This window comes from Ensifer sp. VA4 (genome assembly GCF_055710065.1).
Genome location: NZ_JBVQPO010000002.1, coordinates 247,073 through 267,469, shown reverse-complemented (window position 1 = coordinate 267,469; position 20,397 = coordinate 247,073). Strand labels below are relative to the sequence as shown.

The window sequence follows — 20,397 nt, the reverse complement described above, 5'->3', positions numbered from 1 at the left end:
GGGACTGACGTCGTGACCCCATATCGTGGCTGAGCCGCGACACTCTGTCGAGAGATTGTCGCATGTTTGCATGGCTTTGACCTTGACGGTGACGTCTCGGCTTTCTATTTTTAGAATTATTCTAAAGAAGGTTTTCTTCCAATGTTTTCGCGTCTCTTCTTCCGATCCAAACGGCCCTTTCTGTCCCTGAGCGAACAGGAAATCCTGGCGCTCGCAATCTCGTCCGAGGAGGACGACGGGCGCATCTATCTCGCCTATGCCGACGCGCTCCGGCGGCAATATCCGCACTCGGCAAAAGTGTTCGAGGAAATGGCGGAAGAGGAAAGCCACCACAGGCAGTGGTTGATCGATCTGCACGTGCAGCGGTTCGGCAGCCGCATTCCGCTCATCCGGCGTGAACACGTGCGCGACTTCCCGGAGCGCAAGCCCGATTGGCTGATTGCCGAAATGCCGATCGAAAAGGCGCGCGAGGAAGCCGAAGCGATGGAGGAGGCGGCGCACCGCTTCTATGTCGAGGCCGCGACGAGAACCCGGGATGCAGCCACTCGCAAGCTGCTCGGCGATCTCGCCATTGCCGAGAAGTCGCATGAATCGCTGGCACGCCGGCTTGGTGAGGAGCATACGCCCGAAGATGTGCGCGCCGAGGAGGATCAGACCTCGCGCCGTCAGTTCATCCTGACTTACGTTCAACCCGGCCTCGCCGGCCTGATGGACGGCTCGGTCTCGACGCTTGCGCCGATCTTTGCCGCCGCCTTCGCGACGCAGGACACCTGGCAGACCTTCCTGGTGGGTCTGTCAGCCTCCGTCGGCGCCGGCATTTCCATGGGCTTTACCGAGGCCGCCCACGACGATGGCAAACTCTCCGGCCGCGGTTCGCCGATCAAGCGCGGCCTCGCTTCCGGCATCATGACGGCATTGGGCGGTCTCGGCCACGCATTGCCCTATCTGATCCCGCATTTCTGGACGGCGACCGTTACCGCGGCCGTGATCGTCTTCTTCGAACTCTGGGCGATCGCTTTCATCCAAAACCGCTACATGGAGACACCGTTCCTGCGGGCGGCATTCCAGGTAGTGCTCGGCGGTGGCCTGGTGCTCGCGGCCGGCATTCTGATCGGCAATGCGTGACGGGCGAGCGATAGATGTGAAAAAGGGCCGGTTTGAGCGGCCCTTTTTTGAAACCCTGTACTTTGCTGCGGATCAGTTGCCGACCGAACCGACGACGACTTCCGCGCCGTTCTCGATGGTGACCCAGCGGCCGCTGTGGTTCGCAGCCTGACGCTTCAGATAGCGGTAGGGTGTCTGCGTCCAGAGCTTGACGCCGTTCTCGAGATTGTCGAGCACGAAGTCACCCTGCGACGTGCGCACCGTCAGCACCGCATGGCCTTCGCCATCGGGCTTGCGTACGACGGTGATCAGGAGGTCGCTCGCCGAGAAGCCCTTCTTCATCAGGCGCTTGCGCTTTTCGAGCACGAAGTCCTCGCAGTCACCGGCGTTGTCGGGATAGGACCAGACCTCGTCCCTGCCGTGCAGTTCCAAATCGGTGACCGGCATGATCTCGCGATTGACCGCAGCATTCACCTGCCGGATGGTGGCCCAGCCGCGTTCGGTCACGCGCGGAGCAACCGTTCCCTTGGAACGCACGTTGCATGCGCTCTTGTATTTCTGGCAGAACTCATAGTGACCGATCGGCTGTGAGGTGGCGGAGCCGGTCTGCATCCATGGAGAGGAACCTGCCTGTGCAGGAATTGCCGTGTTTGCTGAAATGAAAAGTGCGCAAAACGCCGCGATACTTCCCTTAACCCCAGTCCAAGACGCCATACAAATCCCCTGCAGCGCGGTATGCCGGGCTCTTCTTGTCCGGACGTATTCGCGCAATCCTGAGTTGAAGGCAGCTTCTTTAGGATTGTCCCCGCTGCTGCTCTAATCGTTAAGAAAGAGTTAATAACGTCGGCGCTGCAGAGTCAATCGCCGGAATCGGCGCATCGGACTTTATGGTTAAAAGCGGGACTGTGTGCGCGCAAACCCTTACGCCGCAGGCGATCTGCGGCGCCGGACAGGCTTTCGGACAAGTCGTGGCGGAAGGGGCGGGCGTCTTTTCCGCCCGAGGCTCAGGCGAGCATCGTGCCGATGGCCTGCTTCATTTTAGCGATGTCTTCTTCACGCGAAAGGCGATGGTCGCCGTCGCGGATGAGCGTCATGACGACATCGTCGGAGGGCAGGTGCTCCATCAGCCGCAGCGCATGGGTATAAGGCACGTCGGGGTCGCGCATGCCCTGCAGGATATGCACCGGGCAGCCGGTGGTGATCGTGCCGTCGAGCACCCGGTTGGCGCGGCCGTCTTCGATCAGGGCGCGGGTGAAGATGTTCGGCTCGGGGCTATATTCGGAGGGCTCCTCGAAATAGCCGCGTTCGGCAAGCGAGGTCCTCTCCGCTTCCGTCAGGTTGGGCTCGATCAGTTCCACGGTGAAATCCGGTGCCGGCGCGATCAGCACGAGGCCGGCGACGCGCGATCCGTCGCCACGCCGCCTGAGCTCCTGGATGGCGCGCAGTGCGATCCAGCAGCCCATCGACGAGCCGATCAATACGACGCGGCCCGGCGCCGCCTGATCGATGACCGCAAGGCTCTCCTCGAGCCAGCGCGAGATCGTGCCGTCGGTGAAGGCGCCGCCGGAGGAGCCATGGCCGGAATAGTCGAACCGAACGCAGGCCGCACCCCGTTCGGTGGCGTAGCGCTCGACCTCGACCGCCTTGGTGCCGGTCATGTCCGAGCGGTAACCGCCGAGCCAGACGAGCGTCGGCTGTCCCGATGGCTTTTCCGGGCGGCGCACGCGCATCGCGATCCTGCGTCCGGCCGCAGACACACCGACGTCGATGAAGCTGATTTCCGTCTCGGCTGGCGTATCCTGCATGCATTTCTCTCCAAAGGCCGGTTTCGCTGGCGATTTTCTTTCTAAAACAGATTCGCCTTGGTATCGACAGGTGGTGATTTTCCTTGCAAGCCGTGCTATTGACTCTGGCGCCGCAATTCACACATTGCCGTCGGTGACAGATTCAGGCGCTTCGTTTGTGATCGCGCCGATGATCGAATTAACTACATTTCGGAAATAGCTCGAGGAGAGTACGACCATTCGCAGACCGTTCAAAGCGGACGCCCCAGTCAAGGAGGGGCCGCGCTCAAACAAGGAAATCCGGGTTCCCCGGGTTCAGCTTATCGATGCCGAAGGCCAGAATATCGGCGTCGTGCCGATCGACCAGGCGCTCCGCATGGCGGAGGAAGCCGGTCTTGATCTGGTAGAAATCGCACCGAACTCCGAACCGCCGGTGTGCAAGATTCTGGATCTTGGCAAGCTGAAATACGCCAACCAGAAGAAGGCGGCCGAAGCGCGCAAGAAGCAGAAGATCGTCGAAATCAAAGAAATCAAGATGCGCCCGAACATTGACACGCATGACTATGACGTGAAGATGAAGGCGATGAACCGGTTCTTCGAGGACGGCGACAAGGTCAAGGTCACGCTGAAGTTCCGCGGCCGCGAAATGGCCCACCAGGAACTGGGCATGAAGCTCCTGCTTCAGGTCAAGGACGATACCCAGGCGATCGCCAAGGTGGAGGCCGAGCCGAAGCTGGAAGGCCGTCAGATGATGATGGTTCTGGCGCCGCGCTGAGCCGTTGCTGCCGTCAATCGCAAGACCGATCCGATGAAAGCCGCCTTCCGGGCGGCTTTTTTCGTTGCCGGTGCCGTGCCGGCGCTTTCTGACAGAATGCTGACAACCATCCTCAGCGATCTGTCAGCAAACGGATGCCATTCTTCGTGCATCGGCAACGGGAGATGGACTGGAGATGATGAGTTCAGCGCTGCGAAAAGCCCTGCTTGTTTCCTCGGTCAGTCTCTGCAGCCTCGTTTCAGCGCCCATCGGCTTGTCGGTAATCGCAAGCGGTCCTGCGCATCCGTTTTCGACCGCAGCCCTCGCCGATGACGATGACGGCGACGATCGCGGCAATGATGATCGCAGTGGTAGCGGTCACGACGGATCGGAAGATCGCGATGACGATGACCGCGACGACAACGATCGGCATGACGTTGATCGGGATGACGACGGCGACGACGATGATTTCAACGATGACGACTTCCGGGATGCCCGCGATCGTCCCGAGGTCGAACTGCGCGTTTCCGAGGAAAGCCTTCGCGGCCTGCGCGACGGGTCGCTGATCGCCGTCGACGATCTCGGCCGTGTGCTCGAGGTCGAAGTGGAATTCGAACATGGCGTTCGCGTCGTGACGGTGGAGCCGAATCACGGTGATTTCCGCCGTAACCCGGGGCCGATCACCACCGTTTCCATCAGGCCGGCGCCCTGATCTGTTTGGAGTTTGCCCGGCGCATTAGCCCCGCACCATGCGCCGGAGCGAAGGTCGACCGCCACCAGCCCGCCCGGCGGCTCGACCCGGCCAGCGCATGCCCCCGTGCCAACGTGGCGCTGGGGGTATGCGCGCAACTGGCGTTGTGGCGACGGCTGGCGTAGGCTGACACCCCGTGGGCGCGCTCTCGCGGGCCGACCTGCGGATGCGCTAAGCTTGGGAAAATAACCCTGAACCGAAATCGAAGAGGCGATCGCGACCGGATGGCGCCATGGCGATGACACGACGAGACCTGATTGCGCTCTTCTGCTGTTCGCTCCTGCTTTCGCTTGCGCCGCAGCCCGGTCGCTTGGGCGCCCTGGCCGAGGACGGCGATTCCGGTAACGGCGGTGGTTCGCGTGGCGGCGGTGGCGGCAGCGGCGGTGGTGGTGACCAGGGCGGCGACGATGACCACGATGACAACGATGACGATCGCGGCAACGACGGCGGTGGCAACGACGATGACGACGATGACGGTACAAGCGCCGGCGCTCCGGATGGCGGCGGTCGCCGCAGCGACCAGGAGCGCGCGCGCGCAGCGGTCGAGAAAGGCGACATCCTGCCGTTGAAGGATGTTCTCCGACTTGTGGACGAGGACAAATACGGCAGGGTCATCGGCGTCGATCTCAGAGGCTCCGGCAGCCGCGAGGTTTACCGGCTGCGCACGCGTGACCGGCAGGGCACGATCCGCAACCTGCGCATCAACGCGCGCACCGGAAAATTCATGAATATCTTCGGTTTCTGAGGGCGGCATGCGCATTCTTCTGGCGGAGGACGATCCCAACATCGCAGCCCACGTGAAAGGCAGGCTGGAAGCGGAGGGCTATGGCGTCGATACGCTTGCCCTGGGGCCGGACATTTGGGAGCGAGGGGAAAGCGGTAACTATACCGCGATCATCCTCGATCTCGGCCTGCCGGGCATGGATGGGCTGTCGATCCTCAAGCGTTGGCGCCAGGCCGGGCTGGAGACGCCGGTGCTGGTTCTGACGGCGCGGGGTTCCTGGATGGAGCGTGTCGATGGCTTCGATGCCGGTGCGGACGACTATCTGCCGAAGCCCTTTCGCGCGGAGGAGCTGCTGGCGCGGCTGAGAGCTCTGTTGCGGCGTGCCGGCCCTCGCGTCACGTCGGTACGTGCGGCCGGGCGCTTCACGCTCGATGAGGCGACGCGCCGCGTGACCTTCGACGGAGAGCCACTCGAACTCAGCCCGCTCGAATACCGGATGGTCGCGCTCTTCGTGGAGCGCAAGGGCCAGGTCGTCACACCGCTCGAACTGGCGAGCCATGTGCAGGGACGTGATGACGATGCGGCCAAGAACGCCGTCGAAGCGATGATCGCACGCCTGCGCAAGAAGACGGAAAGCGACGCGATCGAGACTCGCCGCGGCTTCGGTTACGTTCTGCCGGATGGCCCGGCATGATCCGTTCGCTGCGGCTGAGGCTTGCTATCGGCGCATCGATCGCCATAGGCCTCGTGCTGCTGGTGGTCTGGCTCTCCCTGAGCAGGCTTTTTACCGATTACGTCGTCGGCCGCTATCGCACGGAAATGGCGACGCTGGTCGATACGATTGCCGCCCAGGTGGCGGTGCGTGACGGCGAAATTGTCCTGCCGCGCGAGCCCGCGGATCCGCGGCTGAGCCTGCCCGCCGGCGGACGCTACTGGCAGATCACCCGCGACGGCCGCGCGCCCATCCGCTCGCGCTCTTTATGGGACACGGTGATCGACCGCGATCGGCCTTCGGCACCCCACCATCTGGGCTTCCTGGAGGTAGAAGGTCCGGACGGAGCATCTGTGCTGGTCTACCAGCAGACGCTGACTTTCGGTGAGGGGCCGGATGCGCGACGGTTCTCCGTTGCCGCCGGCTTCGCGCGCAGCGAACTCGATGATGCGCTGGCCGACTTTCACAGCCAGATCCGGCTGATGCTGGTGGCAACCGCCTTCGTGCTCGCCGGTGCCGCGTTTCTACAGGGCGCGCTCGGACTTTCACCGCTGGTGCGCTTGCGCGAGCAGGCGGCCCGGGTTCGATCCGGCGAAGAGAAGGATTTTGGTTCGGCCGGCCCCACCGAAGTACAGCCCCTGATCGCCGAGATCAATTTGCTGCTTTCCGAGCGCGAGGCAGCCCTGGCGCAAGCGCGCGCCCGTGCCAGCGATCTTGCCCACGGCCTGAAGACGCCGTTGACCGTGCTTGCCCAGCTTGCCGAGAGCCTGCCGCAGGAAGAGCGGCGGATCGCGCTCGAGCAGGTCGATCTGGTGCGCCAGCGTGCCGATCGCCAGATTCAGGCGGCCCGCATGGGTGTCGAACGCATGGCAACCACGTCGATCGCCAGCCTCGGCGGCAAGCTGGTCAATGTCCTGCGGCCGATAACGGCCGAGCGCAATGTCGTCTGGGAAGTCGAGATCGATCCGTCGATTTCGCTTGACCTCGATCCGGCCGACCTGGCCGAATGCCTCGGCAATTTGCTCGACAACGCCGCCAAATGGGCGCGGACCCGCATCCGGCTCTCGGCGGAGGCGGCTGACGGTCGGGTGCGCATCGCCGTTGGCGACGACGGTCCCGGCGTTGCCGAGGCGGACCGGGAACAGGTCCTGCGCCGCGGCGCCCATGGTGAGGACACTGAGGGCAATCACGCCGCCAATTCCGGCCTCGGACTTGCGATCAGCGCCGATATCGCCGACGCCTATGGCGCGGTGCTGTCGCTCGGGCAGTCGTCGCTGGGCGGCCTCGAGGCCGTATTGACATTCGACACCGGCGGCGGCCGCCGGAGACCGCGCGATCCCGCCTAGGGACAAGGTGTTCGCGATGCGTCGGACAATGGTGGCAGGCCTTCAGCCACGGCTTGCGGCCCATCTTCGATTCCGCAGTTGCGCTTTTCCGGATGTGCGGTTATAAGCCCCCGTCCGAACGGTCCGGCAGGGCATGCCGTGGCCGTTCTTAACGCTGGAAACGAGCCTCGTCTGTTCGTTTCGCATTTTAAAGAACAATGGAGTAGCAAAATGCCCAAGATGAAGACGAAATCGTCTGCCAAGAAGCGGTTCAAGATCACCGCGACCGGCAAGGTTCGTGCAGCGGCTGCTGGTAAGCGCCACGGCATGATCAAGCGTACCAACAAGTTCATCCGCGACGCGCGTGGAACCATGGTTCTCGCCGAGCCCGACGGCAAGAAGGTCGTCAAGAACTACCTGCCGAACGGTCTCTAAGACTTTCAGGCACATTGGATACGTTAAGGAGATCATGACATGGCACGTGTAAAACGCGGCGTTACCGCCCACGCCAAGCACAAGAAGACGCTCAAGGCAGCCAAGGGTTTCTACGGCCGCCGCAAGAACACCATCCGCGCCGCCAAGGCAGCGGTTGACCGTTCGAAGCAGTACGCTTACCGCGACCGCAAGGTCAACAAGCGCAACTTCCGCGCTCTCTGGATCCAGCGCATCAACGCTGCCGTCCGCGAATTCGGCCTGACCTACGGCCGCTTCATCGACGGCCTGAACAAGGCTGGCATCGAAGTCGACCGCAAGGTTCTGTCCGACATGGCGATCCATGAGCCGGCAGCATTCGGCGCCCTCGTCGAAGCTTCCAAGAAGGCGCTTGCCTATCTCAAGGAAGCCGGCACGGCAAACGAGTTTGAAAGCGCTGTCCGTTAAGCCAGCGTTTTCCCAAAACCGTACTTGAAATTCGTTGGGAAACCCGCGCTGGCAGGGCTGGCGCGGGTTTTTCTTATTTCGCGAGATGAACGTGCGAGACGATCGAAAGGAACTGCCCCGGTTCCCTCATCCGACGACGCTTCGGCCGAGCCTGCGGCTTGGTCGTCCTTGCACCGGCATTCTTCGCGACCGCGGCGCGATCACATTCCTGAAGACTTGAGCCGATATAGAACCGAACCCATTCCCGCATCGAGGCAGGACAGAATGAGCGAACTGGAAACACTGGAACGGACACTGCTGGCGGATATCCATGCCGCCGACGATGAAGGATCGATCGAGGCGGTGCGTGTCAATGCGCTTGGCAAGAAGGGCTCGATCTCCGAGCTGCTGAAGACGCTCGGTACCATGACGCCGGAGGAGCGCCAGACCCGCGGCGCCCAGATCAACGCGCTGAAGAACACGGTCGCCGAGGCGATTGCCGCCCGCAAGGCGGCGCTGAAGGACCAGGCGATCGCCGAGCGCCTGGCGCGCGAGACCGTCGATATCAGCCTTCCGGTCCGCTCCTCGCCGGCCGAACGCGGCCGCATTCACCCGATCAGCCAGATCGTTGACGAGATCACCGCGATCTTCGGTGACATGGGCTTCTCGATCGCCGAAGGTCCGGATATCGAGACCGACTACTACAATTTCACCGCGCTGAACTTCCCCGAGGGCCATCCGGCCCGCGAGATGCACGACACCTTCTTCTTCAATCCGGATGAGAAGGGCGAGCGCAAGGTACTGCGCACGCACACTTCGCCGGTGCAGATCCGCACCATGGAAGCTGAGCAGCCGCCGATCCGCATCATCATCCCCGGCAAGACCTACCGCCAGGATTCTGACGCGACCCACTCGCCCATGTTCCATCAGGTCGAAGGCCTGGTGATCGACAAGGCGGCGAATGTCGCCAACATGCGCTGGGTGCTGGAAGAGTTCTGCAAGGCCTTCTTCGAGGTGGATCAGGTGACGATGCGCTTCCGTCCGTCCTTCTTCCCCTTCACCGAGCCGTCCTTCGAGGTCGATATCCAGTGCGACCGTTCCGGCCCGATCGTGAAGTTCGGCGAAGGCACCGACTGGATGGAGATCCTCGGCTGCGGCATGGTGCATCCGAACGTGCTGCGCTCGGGCGGGCTCGATCCGGACAAGTACCAGGGCTTCGCCTGGGGCATGGGCCTCGACCGCATCGCCATGCTGAAATACGGCATGCCGGACCTGCGCGACTTCTTCAACGCCGACGTTCGCTGGATGACCCATTACGGTTTCCGCCCGCTCGACATGCCGACGCTGTTCGGCGGTCTTTCGGCCTGATCGCGCAGCTGATCAGAGCGGGTGCGCTCACACCGTTCGCGCTTCCGCTCGTTCTTTTTGATTTGCCGCATTTGTGCGACGTCAGGTGAGGCCACCTGACTGCAAAATGCTCCTAGGACACAGGTGAAATCATGAAATTCACGCTTTCCTGGCTCAAGGACCACCTTGAAACCGACTCCACGCTCGAAGAAATCTGCGCGCGCCTGACGATGATCGGGCTCGAAGTGGAAGACGTCGACGACAAGGCCGCCTTCAAACCTTTCGTCATCGCCAAGGTCGTCTCGGCCGAGCAGCATCCGAATGCCGACAAGCTTCGCGTGCTGATGGTCGATACCGGCTCTGGCGCTCCGATCCAGGTCGTCTGCGGCGCACCGAATGCGCGCGCCGGCCTTGTCGGCGCCTTTGCCGCTCCGGGCACTTACGTGCCCGGCATCGACGTGACGCTCGCCGTCGGTACCATCCGCGGCGTCGAAAGCCGCGGCATGATGTGCTCGGAAAAGGAGCTGCAGATCTCCGACGATCATAACGGCATCATCGACCTGCCCGCCGATGCGCCTGTCGGCACGAGCTATGCCGCCTATGCCGGCCTCGACGATCCGATGATCGAGATCAACCTCACGCCGAATCGGCCAGACTGCACCAGCGTCTACGGCATCGCCCGTGACCTCGCCGCCTCCGGCCTCGGCACACTCAAGGCGCGTAAGGCGCCGTCTTTCGCCGTCGAAGGCGAAACACCGGTGAAGCTCACGCTTGACCTCGGCGAAGACAAGCACCTCTGCCCGGGCTTCTCGCTGCGGCTGGTGCGCGGCGTCAAGAACGGCCCGTCGCCGAAGTGGATGCAGCAGCGGCTGCTGGCGATCGGCCTGCGCCCGATCAACGCATTGGTCGACATCACCAACTACATGACCTTCGACCAGGGCCGGCCGATGCACGTCTTCGACGCCGCCAAGGTCAAGGGCAACCTGACGGTCCGCCGGGCCAAGGAAGGCGAAACCGTGCTGGCGCTCGACCAGCGCGAATACAAGCTCGGGCCCAACAACGTCGTCATATCCGATGAAAAGGCGATCGAATCGATCGGCGGCGTCATGGGAGGCGAGCATTCCGGCTGCGACGAGAACACCACGGACGTCTTGATCGAATCGGCGCTCTGGGATCCGATGAACATCGCCAAGACCGGCCGTACCCTCGGCATCATCACCGATGCCCGCTACCGCTTCGAGCGCGGCGTCGATCCGGAATACATGGTGCCTGGCCTCGAGCGTACGACCGAGCTGGTGCTTGAACTCTGCGGCGGCAGGGCGGCCAAGGCGGAAGTGGTCGGTTACGCCGGCCACACGCCGAAGATCGTCGATTTCCCGGTTTCCGAGGTGAAGCGCCTGACCGGCCTTGAGGTTTCGTCTGAGGAAAGCGTCTCGATCCTGAAGAAGCTTGGCTTCGGCGTCGAAGGTTCGGGTGAGCGCTTCAAGGTTTCGGTTCCGTCCTGGCGCCCGGATGTCGACGGCAAGGCCGACCTCGTCGAAGAGGTCATGCGCATCCACGGCGTCGACAACATCGTCGCCGCCCCGCTGCCGAGCCATGGAACCGTCAACGGCAAGATCCTGACGACGCTGCAGATCCGCACCCGCCTTGCCAAGCGCGCACTTGCAAGCCGCGGCATGCTGGAAGCGGTCACCTGGTCGTTCATCTCCGAGGAGCAGGCGAAGCTCTTCGGCGGCGGTGCGCCGGCGTTGAAGCTCGCCAATCCGATCGCCTCCGACATGTCGGACATGCGCCCGTCGCTGCTGCCGGGTCTCCTGACGGCTGCCCAGCGCAATGCCGACAAGGGCTTCGGCGACGTCGCGATCTTCGAAGTCTCCGGCACCTATGAGGGCGATACACCTGAAACCCAGCGCCGCGTTGCCGGCGGCATCCGCCGCGGCACGGCGTCGCTGAACGGCGCCGGCCGTCTCTGGTCGAACGCGGCCAAGGGCGGCGGCAAGCCGGTCGACGTCTTTGATGCCAAGGCCGACGCGATTGCCGTGCTCGAAGCCTGCGGCGTGCCGATGGGCAATGTCCAGTTCGAACCGGGCGGCCCCGCCTGGTATCACCCGGGCCGTTCCGGCACGATCAAGCTCGGGCCGAAGATCATTCTCGGCTCCTTCGGCGAATTCCACCCGAAGACGCTGGAAGCGCTTGACGTTTCGGGCGCGCTGTGCGGCTTCGAGATCTATGTCGACGCCATGCCCGAACCGAAGAAGAAGGCGACCCGCACCAAGCCGGCGCTCGATCTCTCGCCCTTCCAGGCGGTGAAGCGCGACTTCGCCTTCGTCGTCGACAAGACGGTGGAAGCCGGCGCCATCCTGCGCGCGGCTTCGGGCGCCGACCGCAAGCTGGTGACGGGCGTCAGCGTCTTCGACGTCTTCGAAGGCGCCTCGCTCGGCGAAGGCAAGAAGTCGATCGCCATCGAAGTTACCATCCAACCGGTCGAGCGCACGCTGACCGACGAGGACTTCGAGGCTCTCACCGCCAAGATCGTCGCCAATGTGACGAAATCGACGGGCGGCGTGCTCCGGGCGTGAGCCCTACTGCATGTCTCCTTAAAACGACCTCGATTTAAGGGCGAAGACATGCAGAAAATCAAAGTGCTACAGCGACCTTTGCGCGTCTGATAAGACGCGCGGCGCTGTAGGCAAGCACTCGATCGAAAGGGCCGCTGGATCGCAGCGGCCCTTTTTCGTTCGAACTCAGTCCAGGCGCTGCATCAGTTCGATACGGTTGCCGAAAGGGTCGTAGACATAACATCTGCGGTAGTCGGCAAGCGGTTCGTCCTCGACGATCGTCACGCCGGCCGCTTCGAGCCGCAACGTCAGACAGTCGAGATCGTCGACGAGGAAACCCGGATGCGCTTTGCGCGCCGGCCTGAAGTCTCGGTCGATGCCGAGATGCACGCGGATATTGCCCTGCTCGAACCAGCAGCCGCCGCGCGCGAGAAGATTGGCCGGCTTCGTTACTTCCGAGAGGCCGAGAAGGCCGCCATAGAAGCCACGTGCCGCCGGCTCGACACCCGCCGGCATGGCAAGCTGGATATGGTCGATGCCGATGAGCCTGCCCGTCGGCTCGGTCTTCTGCAGGATTTCCGTCATGACGCGTGCTGATGGAAGACCTTGTTGACGATCACCCAGCGCCCGTCGATCTTCACCAGCGACAGATGGTCGGAATAGCGTTCGCCGGCGAAACTGTCGACCACTCTCACGGTTGCGGCATCACCGGTGATATCGATCTTCTGCACGTCCATCTCCGGCTGGGTTCCAGGTGGCGCAGCCCCCGCCTCGACGATCGTCTTGATGAAGCCTTCGCGCGTCGTCCATTCGAGCGCGCCCTTGTAGTTGCCGATGATCGCTGCATCGGGGTGAAACGCCTTGCGCAGAGCGCCCTCGTTGGCAAAGGCCATGCCGTCGACATAGAGATGCACCACTGCGCTGATCGCCTGCTCGTCGGACATTCCCGCTCCTCCAGATTTGTTGCCGTTGGTTGAGAGGTAGTGCGTCCGGTGGGAATTTCGATGGGAAATCTCCCCGCCTGTGACGGCGGGCCGGGAGCAATAGAGCATTCCCAGGAAAAATGCGAAGCGGTTTTCCGTCAGGAAATGCGGTAGAAACAAAGCATTTCCAGGAAAAGTGTGAAGCGGTTTTCCGTCAGGAAATGCGGTAGAAACAAAGCATTTCCAGGAAAAGTGTGAAGCGGTTTTCCGTCAGGAAATGCGGTGGAAACAAACAGATAGAGGGCTTCCACCACGCCGCTTCAACGGGAGACGCTCCAGCTCAACGGTTGGTGAGCGCCAGCGAGGCGTCCGTGTAGCGTTTGCCGGCGACCAAGGCCGGCGAGAGAGCGTCGGCGAGCCGGCGGGATTCCTCGGCCGTGAGGGTGATGTCTGCGGCCGCAGCATTCTGCTCCAGATGATTGAGCTTGCGGGCGCCGGGGATCGGCACGATGAAATCGCCCTGGTTGACGACCCAGCCGAGCGCGAGCTGAGCGGCGGTGACGCCCTTTTCTTCGGCCAGCGCCTGGAGTGTCTCGACGAGCCGGACATTGGCGTCGAAATTCTCCGCCTGGAAACGCGGCAGCGAGCGTCGGAAATCGTCGGCTTCGAGATCGTCAGCCTTGCGCAGGGCGCCGGTCAGCATGCCACGCCCGAGCGGGCTGTAGGGCACGAACCCGATGCCGAGTTCGCGGCAGGTGGCAAGCACGTCTTCTTCCGGGTCACGCGACCACAGCGAGTATTCGCTTTGAACAGCGGCGATCGGATGAACCTTGTGGGCCCGGCGGATGGTGGCGGCACTCGCTTCCGAAAGGCCGATGGTCCGCACCTTACCCTCGCGCACCAACTCGGCCATGGCGCCGACGGTGTCCTCGATCGGCACCTCCGGATCGACGCGATGCTGGTAGTAGAGGTCGATGACATCGGTGCCGAGCCGCTTGAGCGAGGCTTCCGCCACCGCCTTCGCATGCTCCGGCCGTCCGTCGACACCCCTGATCGCCTGGGCTACCGGCGCGCCGGCTTCGATGCGAAAGCCGAATTTCGTGGCGATCGTCACCTTGTCGCGCAGCGGCCCGAGAGCCTTGCCGAGCAGTTTCTCGTTCTCGAACGGGCCGTAGACTTCGGCCGTATCGAAGAAGGTGATGCCGAGATCGACGGCGCGGTGGAGCGTGCGAATCGATTCCGCCTCGTCCGTGGCGCCATAGGCGAAGCTCATGCCCATGCATCCGAGGCCGATGGTGGAGACGGTGAGGTCATTCCCGAGTTTGCGGGTCTTCATGTCGTTTCCTTGTCTAGCTGGCACGCATCGAAACTCGCGCGCTGGGAGGGCACGTCTATCGTCCGAGGCGTGAATTGATGGTCGGGCGCCGCCGACGAGCCCGCGTGGGCGAACGACGGTTCCTCTGCGCCAAGGCTGACGAACTCCTCGCTCCGTCCGACGTTGGCGACGATTGAAGAATAGGGCCATGCGCCGCGGCTGAAAATCACTGTCAATTCTCACGGGCTGTTCTATCATTTCGATCAATGAACAGAACACAGCTCTCCCAACTTGCGGTATTGGCCGCCGTTGCCGCCCATGGCAGTTTTCGCGGGGCCGCCCGAGAACTGGGCGTGGCGCCATCAGCGGTGAGCCATGCCGTCGGCAGCCTCGAGACGAGCCTCGGCATCCGCCTTCTGGCGCGCACCACGCGCAGTGTCGCGCCGACGGAGGAGGGGCGCCGGCTGCTCGAACGGCTGGCGCCGGCGCTGGAAGAGATCGCCCTCGCACTAGAGGCCGCCGCCGACGCGCGTGAGCGCCCCGCCGGCAACCTGCGCATCACGGCGCCGCGGTTTGCCGCCGATCTCATCCTCGCGCCCCGGCTCGGCGCCTTCCTGAACCGCTATCCCGAGATCGTCCTGGAGATCGCCAACGAGGACGGCTTCACCGACATCGTTGAAAAGGGCTACGACGCCGGAATCAGGCTCGGCGAAAGTCTGGAGGCCGATATGATCGCGGTGAAGGTCGGGCCGGAGCTCGAAAGTGCCGTCGTTGCGTCGCCCGACTACTTCGCGCGCCATGGCCGGCCGCAGCACCCGCGCGATCTCGCTCAGCATCGCTGCATCCGCCTGCGCTTTTCCAATGGCGCGCTCTATCGCTGGGAGTTTGAGAAGGACGGCGAGGAGTTGACGGTATCGGTCGAAGGCCCGCTAATCCTCGCCGAGGACAGGCCGATCATCAAGGCGGCGATCGGCGGTGCCGGTCTTGCCTATCTCTTTCGCTCCCGGGTCGAGACGGCGATCGCCGAAGGTCGGCTGGAGCGCGTCATGGAAGACTGGTGCGCACCCTATGCCGGTCCATATCTCTATTATCCGAGCCGCAGGCAGATGCGGCCGGCGCTGCGCGCCTTCATCGATTTCTTCCGGCACAGCGGATAGCAGCCGCTCTGGAATCGGGTGGCGCGGTTGGGCCGAATCTGGAATGCCATTGGCTCGCGCACTCCGTTTGTTCGGATGAGAAAGGAAGACGATGAAGAAGCCCGGATCGATGAAGGGTCTTGAAGATCTCGGCCGTGTGCGGCTCTCCCGGAATTTCTTCTTCCGCGAGTTCCTGCATTCGGAGATCGCCGATTTCTACCGTATCCCGAACATCCCTGATGATCCGGATCTCGCGATCGAGGCGGGGCGGCGCCTCTGCGAAGAACTGCTGGAGCCGCTGGAAGCGACCTTCGGCCGCCTCGTCATTCGCTCCGGCTACCGCAATCGCGCCGTCAACGGCTTCGGCAACGCCAATGGCCTCAATTGTTCGACCAATGCCGCTTCGGCCGCCGACCATATCTGGGACATGCGCGACGCCGACGGATGTATCGGCGCCACCGCCTGCATCGTCATCCCCTGGGTATGGGACCGGCGCGGCGACATCGGCGGCTGGCAGTCGATCGCCTGGTGGATCCACGACCACCTGCCCTACGCCTCGCTCTGTTTCTTCCCGAAGCTCTGGGCTTTCAACATCCAGTGGCACGAGCGGCCCGCGCGCCGGATCATGAGCTTCGTGCAGCCGCGCGGCGTCCTGACGAAGGCCGGCATGGCCAACCAAGGCGGCAGCCATGCCGAGGCCTATGCCGGTTTTCCGGATTTGCGGAATGTGCGGAAACTGACCTTGTAGCGCACATGCTCGTCGGTGCCGGAGGAGCGCTCACGGAGCCGCCGCACGGCGGCATGGTCGGCTTCGGTGCACCAGTGGGAGCCGACGCCGGTCGCTTCGTCGCCACCGGCAGCAGCGCGTCAATGCCATCGTGCTGGCTTTGCCTCCGTCATTCGCCGACATCGTTGAGTTGCTGGATCGCTTCATCCGACAGCTGGAGATCGGCAGAACGAATGAGGCTCTGCAACTGCGCGAGGTTCGTGGCGCTGGCGATCGGTGCCGTGACGCCCTTGCGCGTCCGGACCCAGGCGAGCGCAATTTCTGCCTGGCTTGCACCGGTTTCGGCGGCAATCTCGTCGAGCACGCCAAGGATGCGCATGCCGCGTCCGTCGAGGTATTTCTCGACACCGCTGCCGCGCGCCGAGCCTTCGAGGTCCTTGTGTGTTCGGTACTTGCCCGACAGGAAGCCACGCGCCAGCGCGAAATAGGTGATCACGCCGATCTCTTCCGAAATGCAGAGGTCGCGCAGCGGTCCCTCGAAGGCGTCCCGGTCGTAGAGATTGTATTCCGGCTGCAGCACCGCATAGCGCGGCAGGCCGTGGGTCGCGGATATGTCGAGCGCCTCGCGCAGCTGCAGCGAATTCAGGTTGGAGGCACCGATGTTGCGGACCTTGCCTTCGGACAACAATTGGTCATAGGCCGCAAGCGTCTCTTCGCAGGGCGTTTCCGGGTCCGGCCAGTGGGAGAGATAAAGGTCGATATGGTCGGTCTGCAGCCGCCTCAGCGAATCTTCGACCGCTTGCAGGATCCAACGGCGCGAAAGCCCCTTGCGGCCGGGCCCGAGTTCGGAACCGACTTTGGTGACGATGACTGCCTTATCGCGTGGTCGCCTCGATTGTTTCAGCCACTTGCCGATGATCGTTTCGGATTCTCCGCCCTGGTTGCCTGGCGCCCAGGAGGAATAGACGTCTGCGGTATCGATGGCGTTGAAGCCGGCATCGAAGAAGGCATCGAGCAAGGCGAACGACGTCTTTTCGTCGGCGGTCCAACCAAAGACATTGCCGCCGAAGACAAGTGGCGCGATTTCCAGGTCAGTGCGGCCAAGTCTCAGTTTTTCCATGGGTTCGCTCCATTGGACGGGATGGAAGCATATCGCGATCGGGAGGATTGCGAAGGGAAAGATAGGGCGGAAAAGCTGACATTGTCACCCGCCCCAGGGCTTTTTTCTCCGAACGGGAATCTCCGTCGGAACGATATCAACCGCTTGATAGGTACGTACCTCGGCACTACAGCGCCGCGCGTCCTTAGACGCGCTAAGGTCGCTGTAGCACTTTGAGTTGCTGCATGTTTTCATCCTTAAATTGCAGGAAATTTAAGGAAACATGCAGTAGTCTCGGCCGCTAAAATCAGGGAGCTCCGCCATGTTACGTTTCGGAATTCTGTCCACGGCCAAGATCGGCCGCGACCTCGTCGTGCCGGCCATTCAGGATGCGGAAAACTGCGTCGTCTCGGCCGTTGCCAGCCGCGACTTCGCAAAAGCCCGGGCCATGGCCGATCGCTTCTCCGCCCCGCATGCCTTCGGCTCCTATGAGGACATGCTGGCCTCCGACGTCATCGATGCGGTCTATATCCCGCTGCCGACGGCACAGCACGTCGAATGGTCGGTGAAGGCCGCCAATGCCGGCAAGCACGTGCTCTGCGAAAAGCCGATCGCGCTGCGCGCCTCGGAGATCGACGCCTTGATCGCCGCGCGTGATCGCAATGGGGTTCTGATCGCCGAAGCCTTCATGGTCACCTACAGCCCCGTCTGGCGCAAGGTGCGCGCGCTGCTGGCCGAGGGCGCGATCGGCCGGCTGCGCCACGTCCAGGGTGCATTCACCTATTTCAACCGCGACCCCAACAACATGCGCAACATTCCCGCGCTCGGCGGCGGCGGCCTGCCGGATATCGGCGTCTATCCGACGATCACCACCCGCTTCGTCACCGGCCAGGAGCCGGTGCGGGTTCAGGCAAACACCGATCGCGATCAGGAATTCGGCACCGACATCTATTCGAGCGTGCGGGCAGACTTCGGTGATTTCGAGCTGAGCTTCTATATCTCCACCCAGCTCGCTGCCCGCCAGATCATGGTCTTCCACGGCGACAAGGGCTTCATCGAGGTGAAATCGCCCTTCAACGCCGACCGCTACGGCCGAGAGGAGGTGGAACTCACCAATCAGAACCACGCCCAGTCGCAGCTCTTCCGCTTCCAGGATGCGCGCCAGTACAAGCTCCAGGCGGAAGCCTTCTCGCGCGCCGCCAAGGGCGAGCCCGAGGAAGTGGTGACACTCGAGAATTCGCGCCTCAACCAGAAATTCATCGATGCGATCTACCGCGCCAGCGCCAAGGACGGCTGGGAGACCATCTGAGCCGGTCGAAGAATGCGAGGAGGTCCGCCGGCATGGCTGGCGGACCTCCTTCTCGATCTCTTGGGTTCGTCAGGCGAGCGCGGCGCGTTCCCGTGCCAGTCCCCGCAGCTTGAAGAACAGGAAGTCGGCGACAGCGATCATGCCGATCACGACGAGGGCGATGCCCGCAGCCGAGAGATCGGTATAGGCCGTGAACAGCAGCACTAGGCTCGCCATCTGCCAGAGCACGTCGCCGGCAATGCTGATGCGCGCCGCTGCCGTTACCGGACCGCCATTGCGCGCCGCCGACAGGTGAAAGATCCCCCAGACCAGCAGTCCAACGCCGAGCACCTTCATCGTGACAGGTGTCGCGGCGGGGCTGATCAATGCGGCGAAGGGTGCCGCGTCGAGGATCAGGACGGCGGCGGCGACCAGCGAGAATGCACCGTCGGCAAGGTCTTGTTGAGCAGGCTGCGGTTCGAGAGGTTCATTTTCGGCTCCATCCGTTTGTCGATGGCCGGATATTGCTCTGATGACGTCATCGAACCAATTACCTCTGAGGTAATGGATTTACTTGGCACGGACGTCACTCTGCCGGGCAAATGGAGAAAACAGGCATATGCAATTTGGCGAACATCTGAAGGAATGGCGTGGCCATCGCCGCATGAGCCAGCTCGATCTCGCGGGCGCTGCCGACATCTCGGCGCGGCACCTGTCGTTCCTGGAAACCGGTCGCTCGAAACCGTCGGAGGGCATGATCCTGCGGCTGGCCTCGGTGCTGGATATTCCGGCCCGCGACCAGGGAACGCTGTTTTCGGCAGCCGGCTATCGGCCGCGCATGGCGACGCGCCCGGCCGCAGGGCTGGACGCCATGCCGCCGGCCGTCGCCAATGCCATCAGGCTCATCCTGGCCCGGCACGATCCCTATCCCGGCCTGGTACTCGACCATGAATACACGCTGCTCGTCGTCAACCCGGCGCTGGCGAGCCTGGCCGTGGCTGCCGACATTCCATTCCAGCCCGGAGAAAACTTCCTCGACGCGTTCCTCGGCAACGAAAACGTTCGCAAGCTGGTCGTCAACTGGGAGGCCGCGGCGGCTGATCTCGTACAGCGCGTGCGCACCGAGGCCTGGCTGCAGGGGCCGCGCAGCCGCCTCGGCAAACGCCTGGAGAAAGCCGCGTCGAGCCCGGCGGTCGAGCGGGCGATCGAAAACCACCCCGCCACCGATCGCCTGCCCGTGCTGCCGATCGAGCTCGATGTCGGCGGCCTGCGCTTGAGCTTCATCACCACGCTGCAGACCTTCGGCTCGACCCAGGATGCCCTGGTGGAAGGCGTGCTGATCGAATCCTTCTTCCCCGCGGACGAGGAGACCAAGGCGTTTTTCGAACGGAAGGGGTGAGCGCTATTGCTGGTCGCGCTGCCGGTCGATGGCAATGGCGCCGCACAGCATAAGGGCGAGGCCCATGTTGTAGGCGCCGATCGTTGCTAACGCTTCGATCCAGTCACCGCCTGCGCCGGCGAAAGCCATCAGCGCCGCGCCGACGAACAGGCAGGCGCGTGCCGATCGCAGGCCGCATGCGATGATGCCGAGGAGGAAGGAAGCGGTGACGATCATGGTCCCGGGCACCCTTACGAATTGATGATAATCATGCCGCTGATGATCAGCGCGGCACCGAGGCCGTAGCGCAGCGTCATGGCCTCGCCGAGGAAGACGGCAGCAAGCAGCGGTACGAGGCAGAACGTCAACGCCATGAACGAATAGGCGATCGTCAGCGGCACGGACTTGATCGTGAAGATCCAGATGATCGTGCCGATGCCATAGACGGCTAATGCCGTGAGCAATGTCGGGCTGAGGGCGAGCGCCAGCAGCCCGTGAGCGTTGGCGTCGCCGGTCTTGGCGCTCGTCAGCTTGAAGAGGATCTGTCCGGCCGAAATCAGCACCGGTGTGAAAAACAGTCCGAACCAGACAGTGGGCGCCAGATTGAGATTCAT

24 protein-coding genes are annotated in these 20,397 nt (G+C 63.0%); 13 read left to right on the top strand and 11 right to left on the bottom strand.

Features of this window, described 5'->3' with window-relative positions; all coding sequences use genetic code 11:
- Positions 1–141: 141 nt before the first annotated feature.
- Entirely contained in the window at positions 142–1,125 is a 984-nt protein-coding gene (mbfA, locus tag AC0C6X_RS04255; RefSeq protein ID WP_472952008.1) for an iron exporter MbfA, read from the top strand.
- Positions 1,126–1,197: 72 nt separating this feature from the next.
- Here mbfA and AC0C6X_RS04250 read toward each other — a convergent pair whose 3' ends face one another.
- Together AC0C6X_RS04250 and AC0C6X_RS04245 are read right to left on the bottom strand one after the other, a co-directional pair.
- Positions 1,198–1,818, bottom strand: coding sequence for a transglutaminase-like cysteine peptidase (locus tag AC0C6X_RS04250; protein WP_173515219.1), 621 nt, complete (start codon positions 1,816–1,818; stop codon positions 1,198–1,200).
- A gap of 290 nt (positions 1,819–2,108) precedes the next feature.
- Complete coding sequence (locus AC0C6X_RS04245; RefSeq protein ID WP_247960281.1) at positions 2,109–2,909, bottom strand: alpha/beta hydrolase; 801 nt, start codon at positions 2,907–2,909, stop codon at positions 2,109–2,111.
- Between the two features lie 217 nt (positions 2,910–3,126).
- On the opposite strand from AC0C6X_RS04245, the gene infC reads away from it, so the two are divergent.
- On the top strand, positions 3,127–3,663 hold the full coding sequence (gene infC, locus AC0C6X_RS04240) for a translation initiation factor IF-3 (protein WP_173518054.1): 537 nt from the start codon (positions 3,127–3,129) through the stop codon (positions 3,661–3,663).
- A 238-nt stretch (positions 3,664–3,901) separates the two neighbouring features.
- On the opposite strand, the gene AC0C6X_RS04235 is transcribed toward infC, so the two are convergent.
- Positions 3,902–4,294, bottom strand: coding sequence for a hypothetical protein (locus tag AC0C6X_RS04235; protein ID WP_173515221.1), 393 nt, complete (start codon positions 4,292–4,294; stop codon positions 3,902–3,904).
- Between the two features lie 331 nt (positions 4,295–4,625).
- Between AC0C6X_RS04235 and AC0C6X_RS04230 the strand changes: the two genes are divergently transcribed.
- From AC0C6X_RS04230 to pheT, 7 genes are all read left to right on the top strand, one after another.
- The gene (locus AC0C6X_RS04230; RefSeq protein ID WP_472952005.1) at positions 4,626–5,138 is read left to right on the top strand and encodes a PepSY domain-containing protein; all 513 of its coding nucleotides are present in this window, start codon (positions 4,626–4,628) and stop codon (positions 5,136–5,138) included.
- A 7-nt stretch (positions 5,139–5,145) separates the two neighbouring features.
- Complete coding sequence (locus AC0C6X_RS04225; RefSeq protein ID WP_247960279.1) at positions 5,146–5,811, top strand: response regulator transcription factor; 666 nt, start codon at positions 5,146–5,148, stop codon at positions 5,809–5,811.
- Entirely contained in the window at positions 5,808–7,175 is a 1,368-nt protein-coding gene (locus tag AC0C6X_RS04220) for a sensor histidine kinase (protein WP_472952004.1), read from the top strand. The genes AC0C6X_RS04225 and AC0C6X_RS04220 overlap by 4 nt, the downstream gene beginning before the upstream one ends.
- A 210-nt stretch (positions 7,176–7,385) precedes the next feature.
- The gene (gene rpmI, locus AC0C6X_RS04215) at positions 7,386–7,589 is read left to right on the top strand and encodes a 50S ribosomal protein L35 (RefSeq protein ID WP_077962740.1); all 204 of its coding nucleotides are present in this window, start codon (positions 7,386–7,388) and stop codon (positions 7,587–7,589) included.
- 39 nt (positions 7,590–7,628) lie between these two features.
- The gene (gene rplT / locus AC0C6X_RS04210) at positions 7,629–8,033 is read left to right on the top strand and encodes a 50S ribosomal protein L20 (protein WP_012710091.1); all 405 of its coding nucleotides are present in this window, start codon (positions 7,629–7,631) and stop codon (positions 8,031–8,033) included.
- 264 nt (positions 8,034–8,297) lie between these two features.
- Complete coding sequence (pheS, locus tag AC0C6X_RS04205; protein WP_472952003.1) at positions 8,298–9,380, top strand: phenylalanine--tRNA ligase subunit alpha; 1,083 nt, start codon at positions 8,298–8,300, stop codon at positions 9,378–9,380.
- 131 nt (positions 9,381–9,511) lie between these two features.
- Positions 9,512–11,938, top strand: coding sequence for a phenylalanine--tRNA ligase subunit beta (gene pheT / locus AC0C6X_RS04200; RefSeq protein WP_472952002.1), 2,427 nt, complete (start codon positions 9,512–9,514; stop codon positions 11,936–11,938).
- Positions 11,939–12,103: 165 nt separating this feature from the next.
- On the opposite strand, the gene AC0C6X_RS04195 is transcribed toward pheT, so the two are convergent.
- From AC0C6X_RS04195 to AC0C6X_RS04185, 3 genes are all read right to left on the bottom strand, one after another.
- Positions 12,104–12,502, bottom strand: coding sequence for a VOC family protein (locus AC0C6X_RS04195; RefSeq protein ID WP_472952001.1), 399 nt, complete (start codon positions 12,500–12,502; stop codon positions 12,104–12,106).
- The gene (locus AC0C6X_RS04190) at positions 12,499–12,861 is read right to left on the bottom strand and encodes a nuclear transport factor 2 family protein (RefSeq protein WP_173515227.1); all 363 of its coding nucleotides are present in this window, start codon (positions 12,859–12,861) and stop codon (positions 12,499–12,501) included. Before AC0C6X_RS04190 ends, AC0C6X_RS04195 begins: the two co-directional genes overlap by 4 nt.
- Before the next feature lie 319 nt (positions 12,862–13,180).
- On the bottom strand, positions 13,181–14,176 hold the full coding sequence (locus tag AC0C6X_RS04185) for an aldo/keto reductase (RefSeq protein ID WP_247960275.1): 996 nt from the start codon (positions 14,174–14,176) through the stop codon (positions 13,181–13,183).
- 245 nt (positions 14,177–14,421) lie between these two features.
- On the opposite strand from AC0C6X_RS04185, the gene AC0C6X_RS04180 reads away from it, so the two are divergent.
- Together AC0C6X_RS04180 and AC0C6X_RS04175 are read left to right on the top strand one after the other, a co-directional pair.
- A complete protein-coding gene (locus AC0C6X_RS04180) occupies positions 14,422–15,312 on the top strand; it encodes a LysR family transcriptional regulator (protein WP_472952000.1) in 891 nt (296 codons plus the stop codon).
- A 91-nt stretch (positions 15,313–15,403) separates the two neighbouring features.
- Positions 15,404–16,039, top strand: a complete 636-nt coding sequence (locus tag AC0C6X_RS04175; RefSeq protein ID WP_173515229.1) for a hypothetical protein — start codon at positions 15,404–15,406, stop codon at positions 16,037–16,039.
- 148 nt (positions 16,040–16,187) lie between these two features.
- On the opposite strand, the gene AC0C6X_RS04170 is transcribed toward AC0C6X_RS04175, so the two are convergent.
- On the bottom strand, positions 16,188–17,138 hold the full coding sequence (locus tag AC0C6X_RS04170) for an aldo/keto reductase (RefSeq protein ID WP_173515230.1): 951 nt from the start codon (positions 17,136–17,138) through the stop codon (positions 16,188–16,190).
- Between the two features lie 301 nt (positions 17,139–17,439).
- On the opposite strand from AC0C6X_RS04170, the gene AC0C6X_RS04165 reads away from it, so the two are divergent.
- Positions 17,440–18,426: a Gfo/Idh/MocA family protein gene (locus AC0C6X_RS04165; RefSeq protein WP_173515231.1), complete on the top strand. Its 987-nt coding sequence runs from the start codon at positions 17,440–17,442 to the stop codon at positions 18,424–18,426.
- 69 nt (positions 18,427–18,495) lie between these two features.
- On the opposite strand, the gene AC0C6X_RS04160 is transcribed toward AC0C6X_RS04165, so the two are convergent.
- Complete coding sequence (locus tag AC0C6X_RS04160; protein WP_472951999.1) at positions 18,496–18,792, bottom strand: hypothetical protein; 297 nt, start codon at positions 18,790–18,792, stop codon at positions 18,496–18,498.
- 26 nt (positions 18,793–18,818) lie between these two features.
- Entirely contained in the window at positions 18,819–18,947 is a 129-nt protein-coding gene (locus AC0C6X_RS04155; RefSeq protein ID WP_472951998.1) for a hypothetical protein, read from the bottom strand.
- Positions 18,948–19,024: 77 nt separating this feature from the next.
- On the opposite strand from AC0C6X_RS04155, the gene AC0C6X_RS04150 reads away from it, so the two are divergent.
- Positions 19,025–19,804 (top strand): helix-turn-helix domain-containing protein, encoded by a 780-nt coding sequence (locus tag AC0C6X_RS04150; RefSeq protein ID WP_247960273.1) that lies wholly within the window; start codon positions 19,025–19,027, stop codon positions 19,802–19,804.
- A gap of 3 nt (positions 19,805–19,807) precedes the next feature.
- Here AC0C6X_RS04150 and AC0C6X_RS04145 read toward each other — a convergent pair whose 3' ends face one another.
- Positions 19,808–20,020, bottom strand: a complete 213-nt coding sequence (locus tag AC0C6X_RS04145; RefSeq protein ID WP_247960272.1) for a hypothetical protein — start codon at positions 20,018–20,020, stop codon at positions 19,808–19,810.
- 14 nt (positions 20,021–20,034) lie between these two features.
- A complete protein-coding gene (locus AC0C6X_RS04140; RefSeq protein ID WP_173515235.1) occupies positions 20,035–20,397 on the bottom strand; it encodes a DMT family transporter in 363 nt (120 codons plus the stop codon).

Excerpts from the sequence above, each read along its gene's own strand:
- AC0C6X_RS04170 (WP_173515230.1), bottom strand. The coding sequence starts at position 17,138 with ATGGAAAAACTGAGACTTGGCCGCACTGACCTGGAAATCGCGCCACTT.
- rpmI (WP_077962740.1), top strand. The coding sequence starts at position 7,386 with ATGCCCAAGATGAAGACGAAATCGTCTGCCAAGAAGCGGTTCAAGATC.
- AC0C6X_RS04145 (WP_247960272.1), bottom strand. The coding sequence starts at position 20,020 with ATGATCGTCACCGCTTCCTTCCTCCTCGGCATCATCGCATGCGGCCTG.
- pheT (WP_472952002.1), top strand. The coding sequence starts at position 9,512 with ATGAAATTCACGCTTTCCTGGCTCAAGGACCACCTTGAAACCGACTCC.
- AC0C6X_RS04220 (WP_472952004.1), top strand. The coding sequence starts at position 5,808 with ATGATCCGTTCGCTGCGGCTGAGGCTTGCTATCGGCGCATCGATCGCC.
- AC0C6X_RS04140 (WP_173515235.1), bottom strand. The coding sequence starts at position 20,397 with ATGAATCTCAATCTGGCGCCCACTGTCTGGTTCGGACTGTTTTTCACA.
- AC0C6X_RS04155 (WP_472951998.1), bottom strand. The coding sequence starts at position 18,947 with ATGACGTCATCAGAGCAATATCCGGCCATCGACAAACGGATGGAGCCG.
- AC0C6X_RS04185 (WP_247960275.1), bottom strand. The coding sequence starts at position 14,176 with ATGAAGACCCGCAAACTCGGGAATGACCTCACCGTCTCCACCATCGGC.
- AC0C6X_RS04175 (WP_173515229.1), top strand. The coding sequence starts at position 15,404 with ATGAAGAAGCCCGGATCGATGAAGGGTCTTGAAGATCTCGGCCGTGTG.
- AC0C6X_RS04180 (WP_472952000.1), top strand. The coding sequence starts at position 14,422 with ATGAACAGAACACAGCTCTCCCAACTTGCGGTATTGGCCGCCGTTGCC.
- AC0C6X_RS04225 (WP_247960279.1), top strand. The coding sequence starts at position 5,146 with ATGCGCATTCTTCTGGCGGAGGACGATCCCAACATCGCAGCCCACGTG.
- AC0C6X_RS04165 (WP_173515231.1), top strand. The coding sequence starts at position 17,440 with ATGTTACGTTTCGGAATTCTGTCCACGGCCAAGATCGGCCGCGACCTC.
- rplT (WP_012710091.1), top strand. The coding sequence starts at position 7,629 with ATGGCACGTGTAAAACGCGGCGTTACCGCCCACGCCAAGCACAAGAAG.
- pheS (WP_472952003.1), top strand. The coding sequence starts at position 8,298 with ATGAGCGAACTGGAAACACTGGAACGGACACTGCTGGCGGATATCCAT.
- AC0C6X_RS04190 (WP_173515227.1), bottom strand. The coding sequence starts at position 12,861 with ATGTCCGACGAGCAGGCGATCAGCGCAGTGGTGCATCTCTATGTCGAC.
- AC0C6X_RS04150 (WP_247960273.1), top strand. The coding sequence starts at position 19,025 with ATGCAATTTGGCGAACATCTGAAGGAATGGCGTGGCCATCGCCGCATG.
- AC0C6X_RS04230 (WP_472952005.1), top strand. The coding sequence starts at position 4,626 with ATGGCGATGACACGACGAGACCTGATTGCGCTCTTCTGCTGTTCGCTC.
- AC0C6X_RS04245 (WP_247960281.1), bottom strand. The coding sequence starts at position 2,909 with ATGCAGGATACGCCAGCCGAGACGGAAATCAGCTTCATCGACGTCGGT.
- AC0C6X_RS04195 (WP_472952001.1), bottom strand. The coding sequence starts at position 12,502 with ATGACGGAAATCCTGCAGAAGACCGAGCCGACGGGCAGGCTCATCGGC.
- mbfA (WP_472952008.1), top strand. The coding sequence starts at position 142 with ATGTTTTCGCGTCTCTTCTTCCGATCCAAACGGCCCTTTCTGTCCCTG.
- AC0C6X_RS04250 (WP_173515219.1), bottom strand. The coding sequence starts at position 1,818 with ATGGCGTCTTGGACTGGGGTTAAGGGAAGTATCGCGGCGTTTTGCGCA.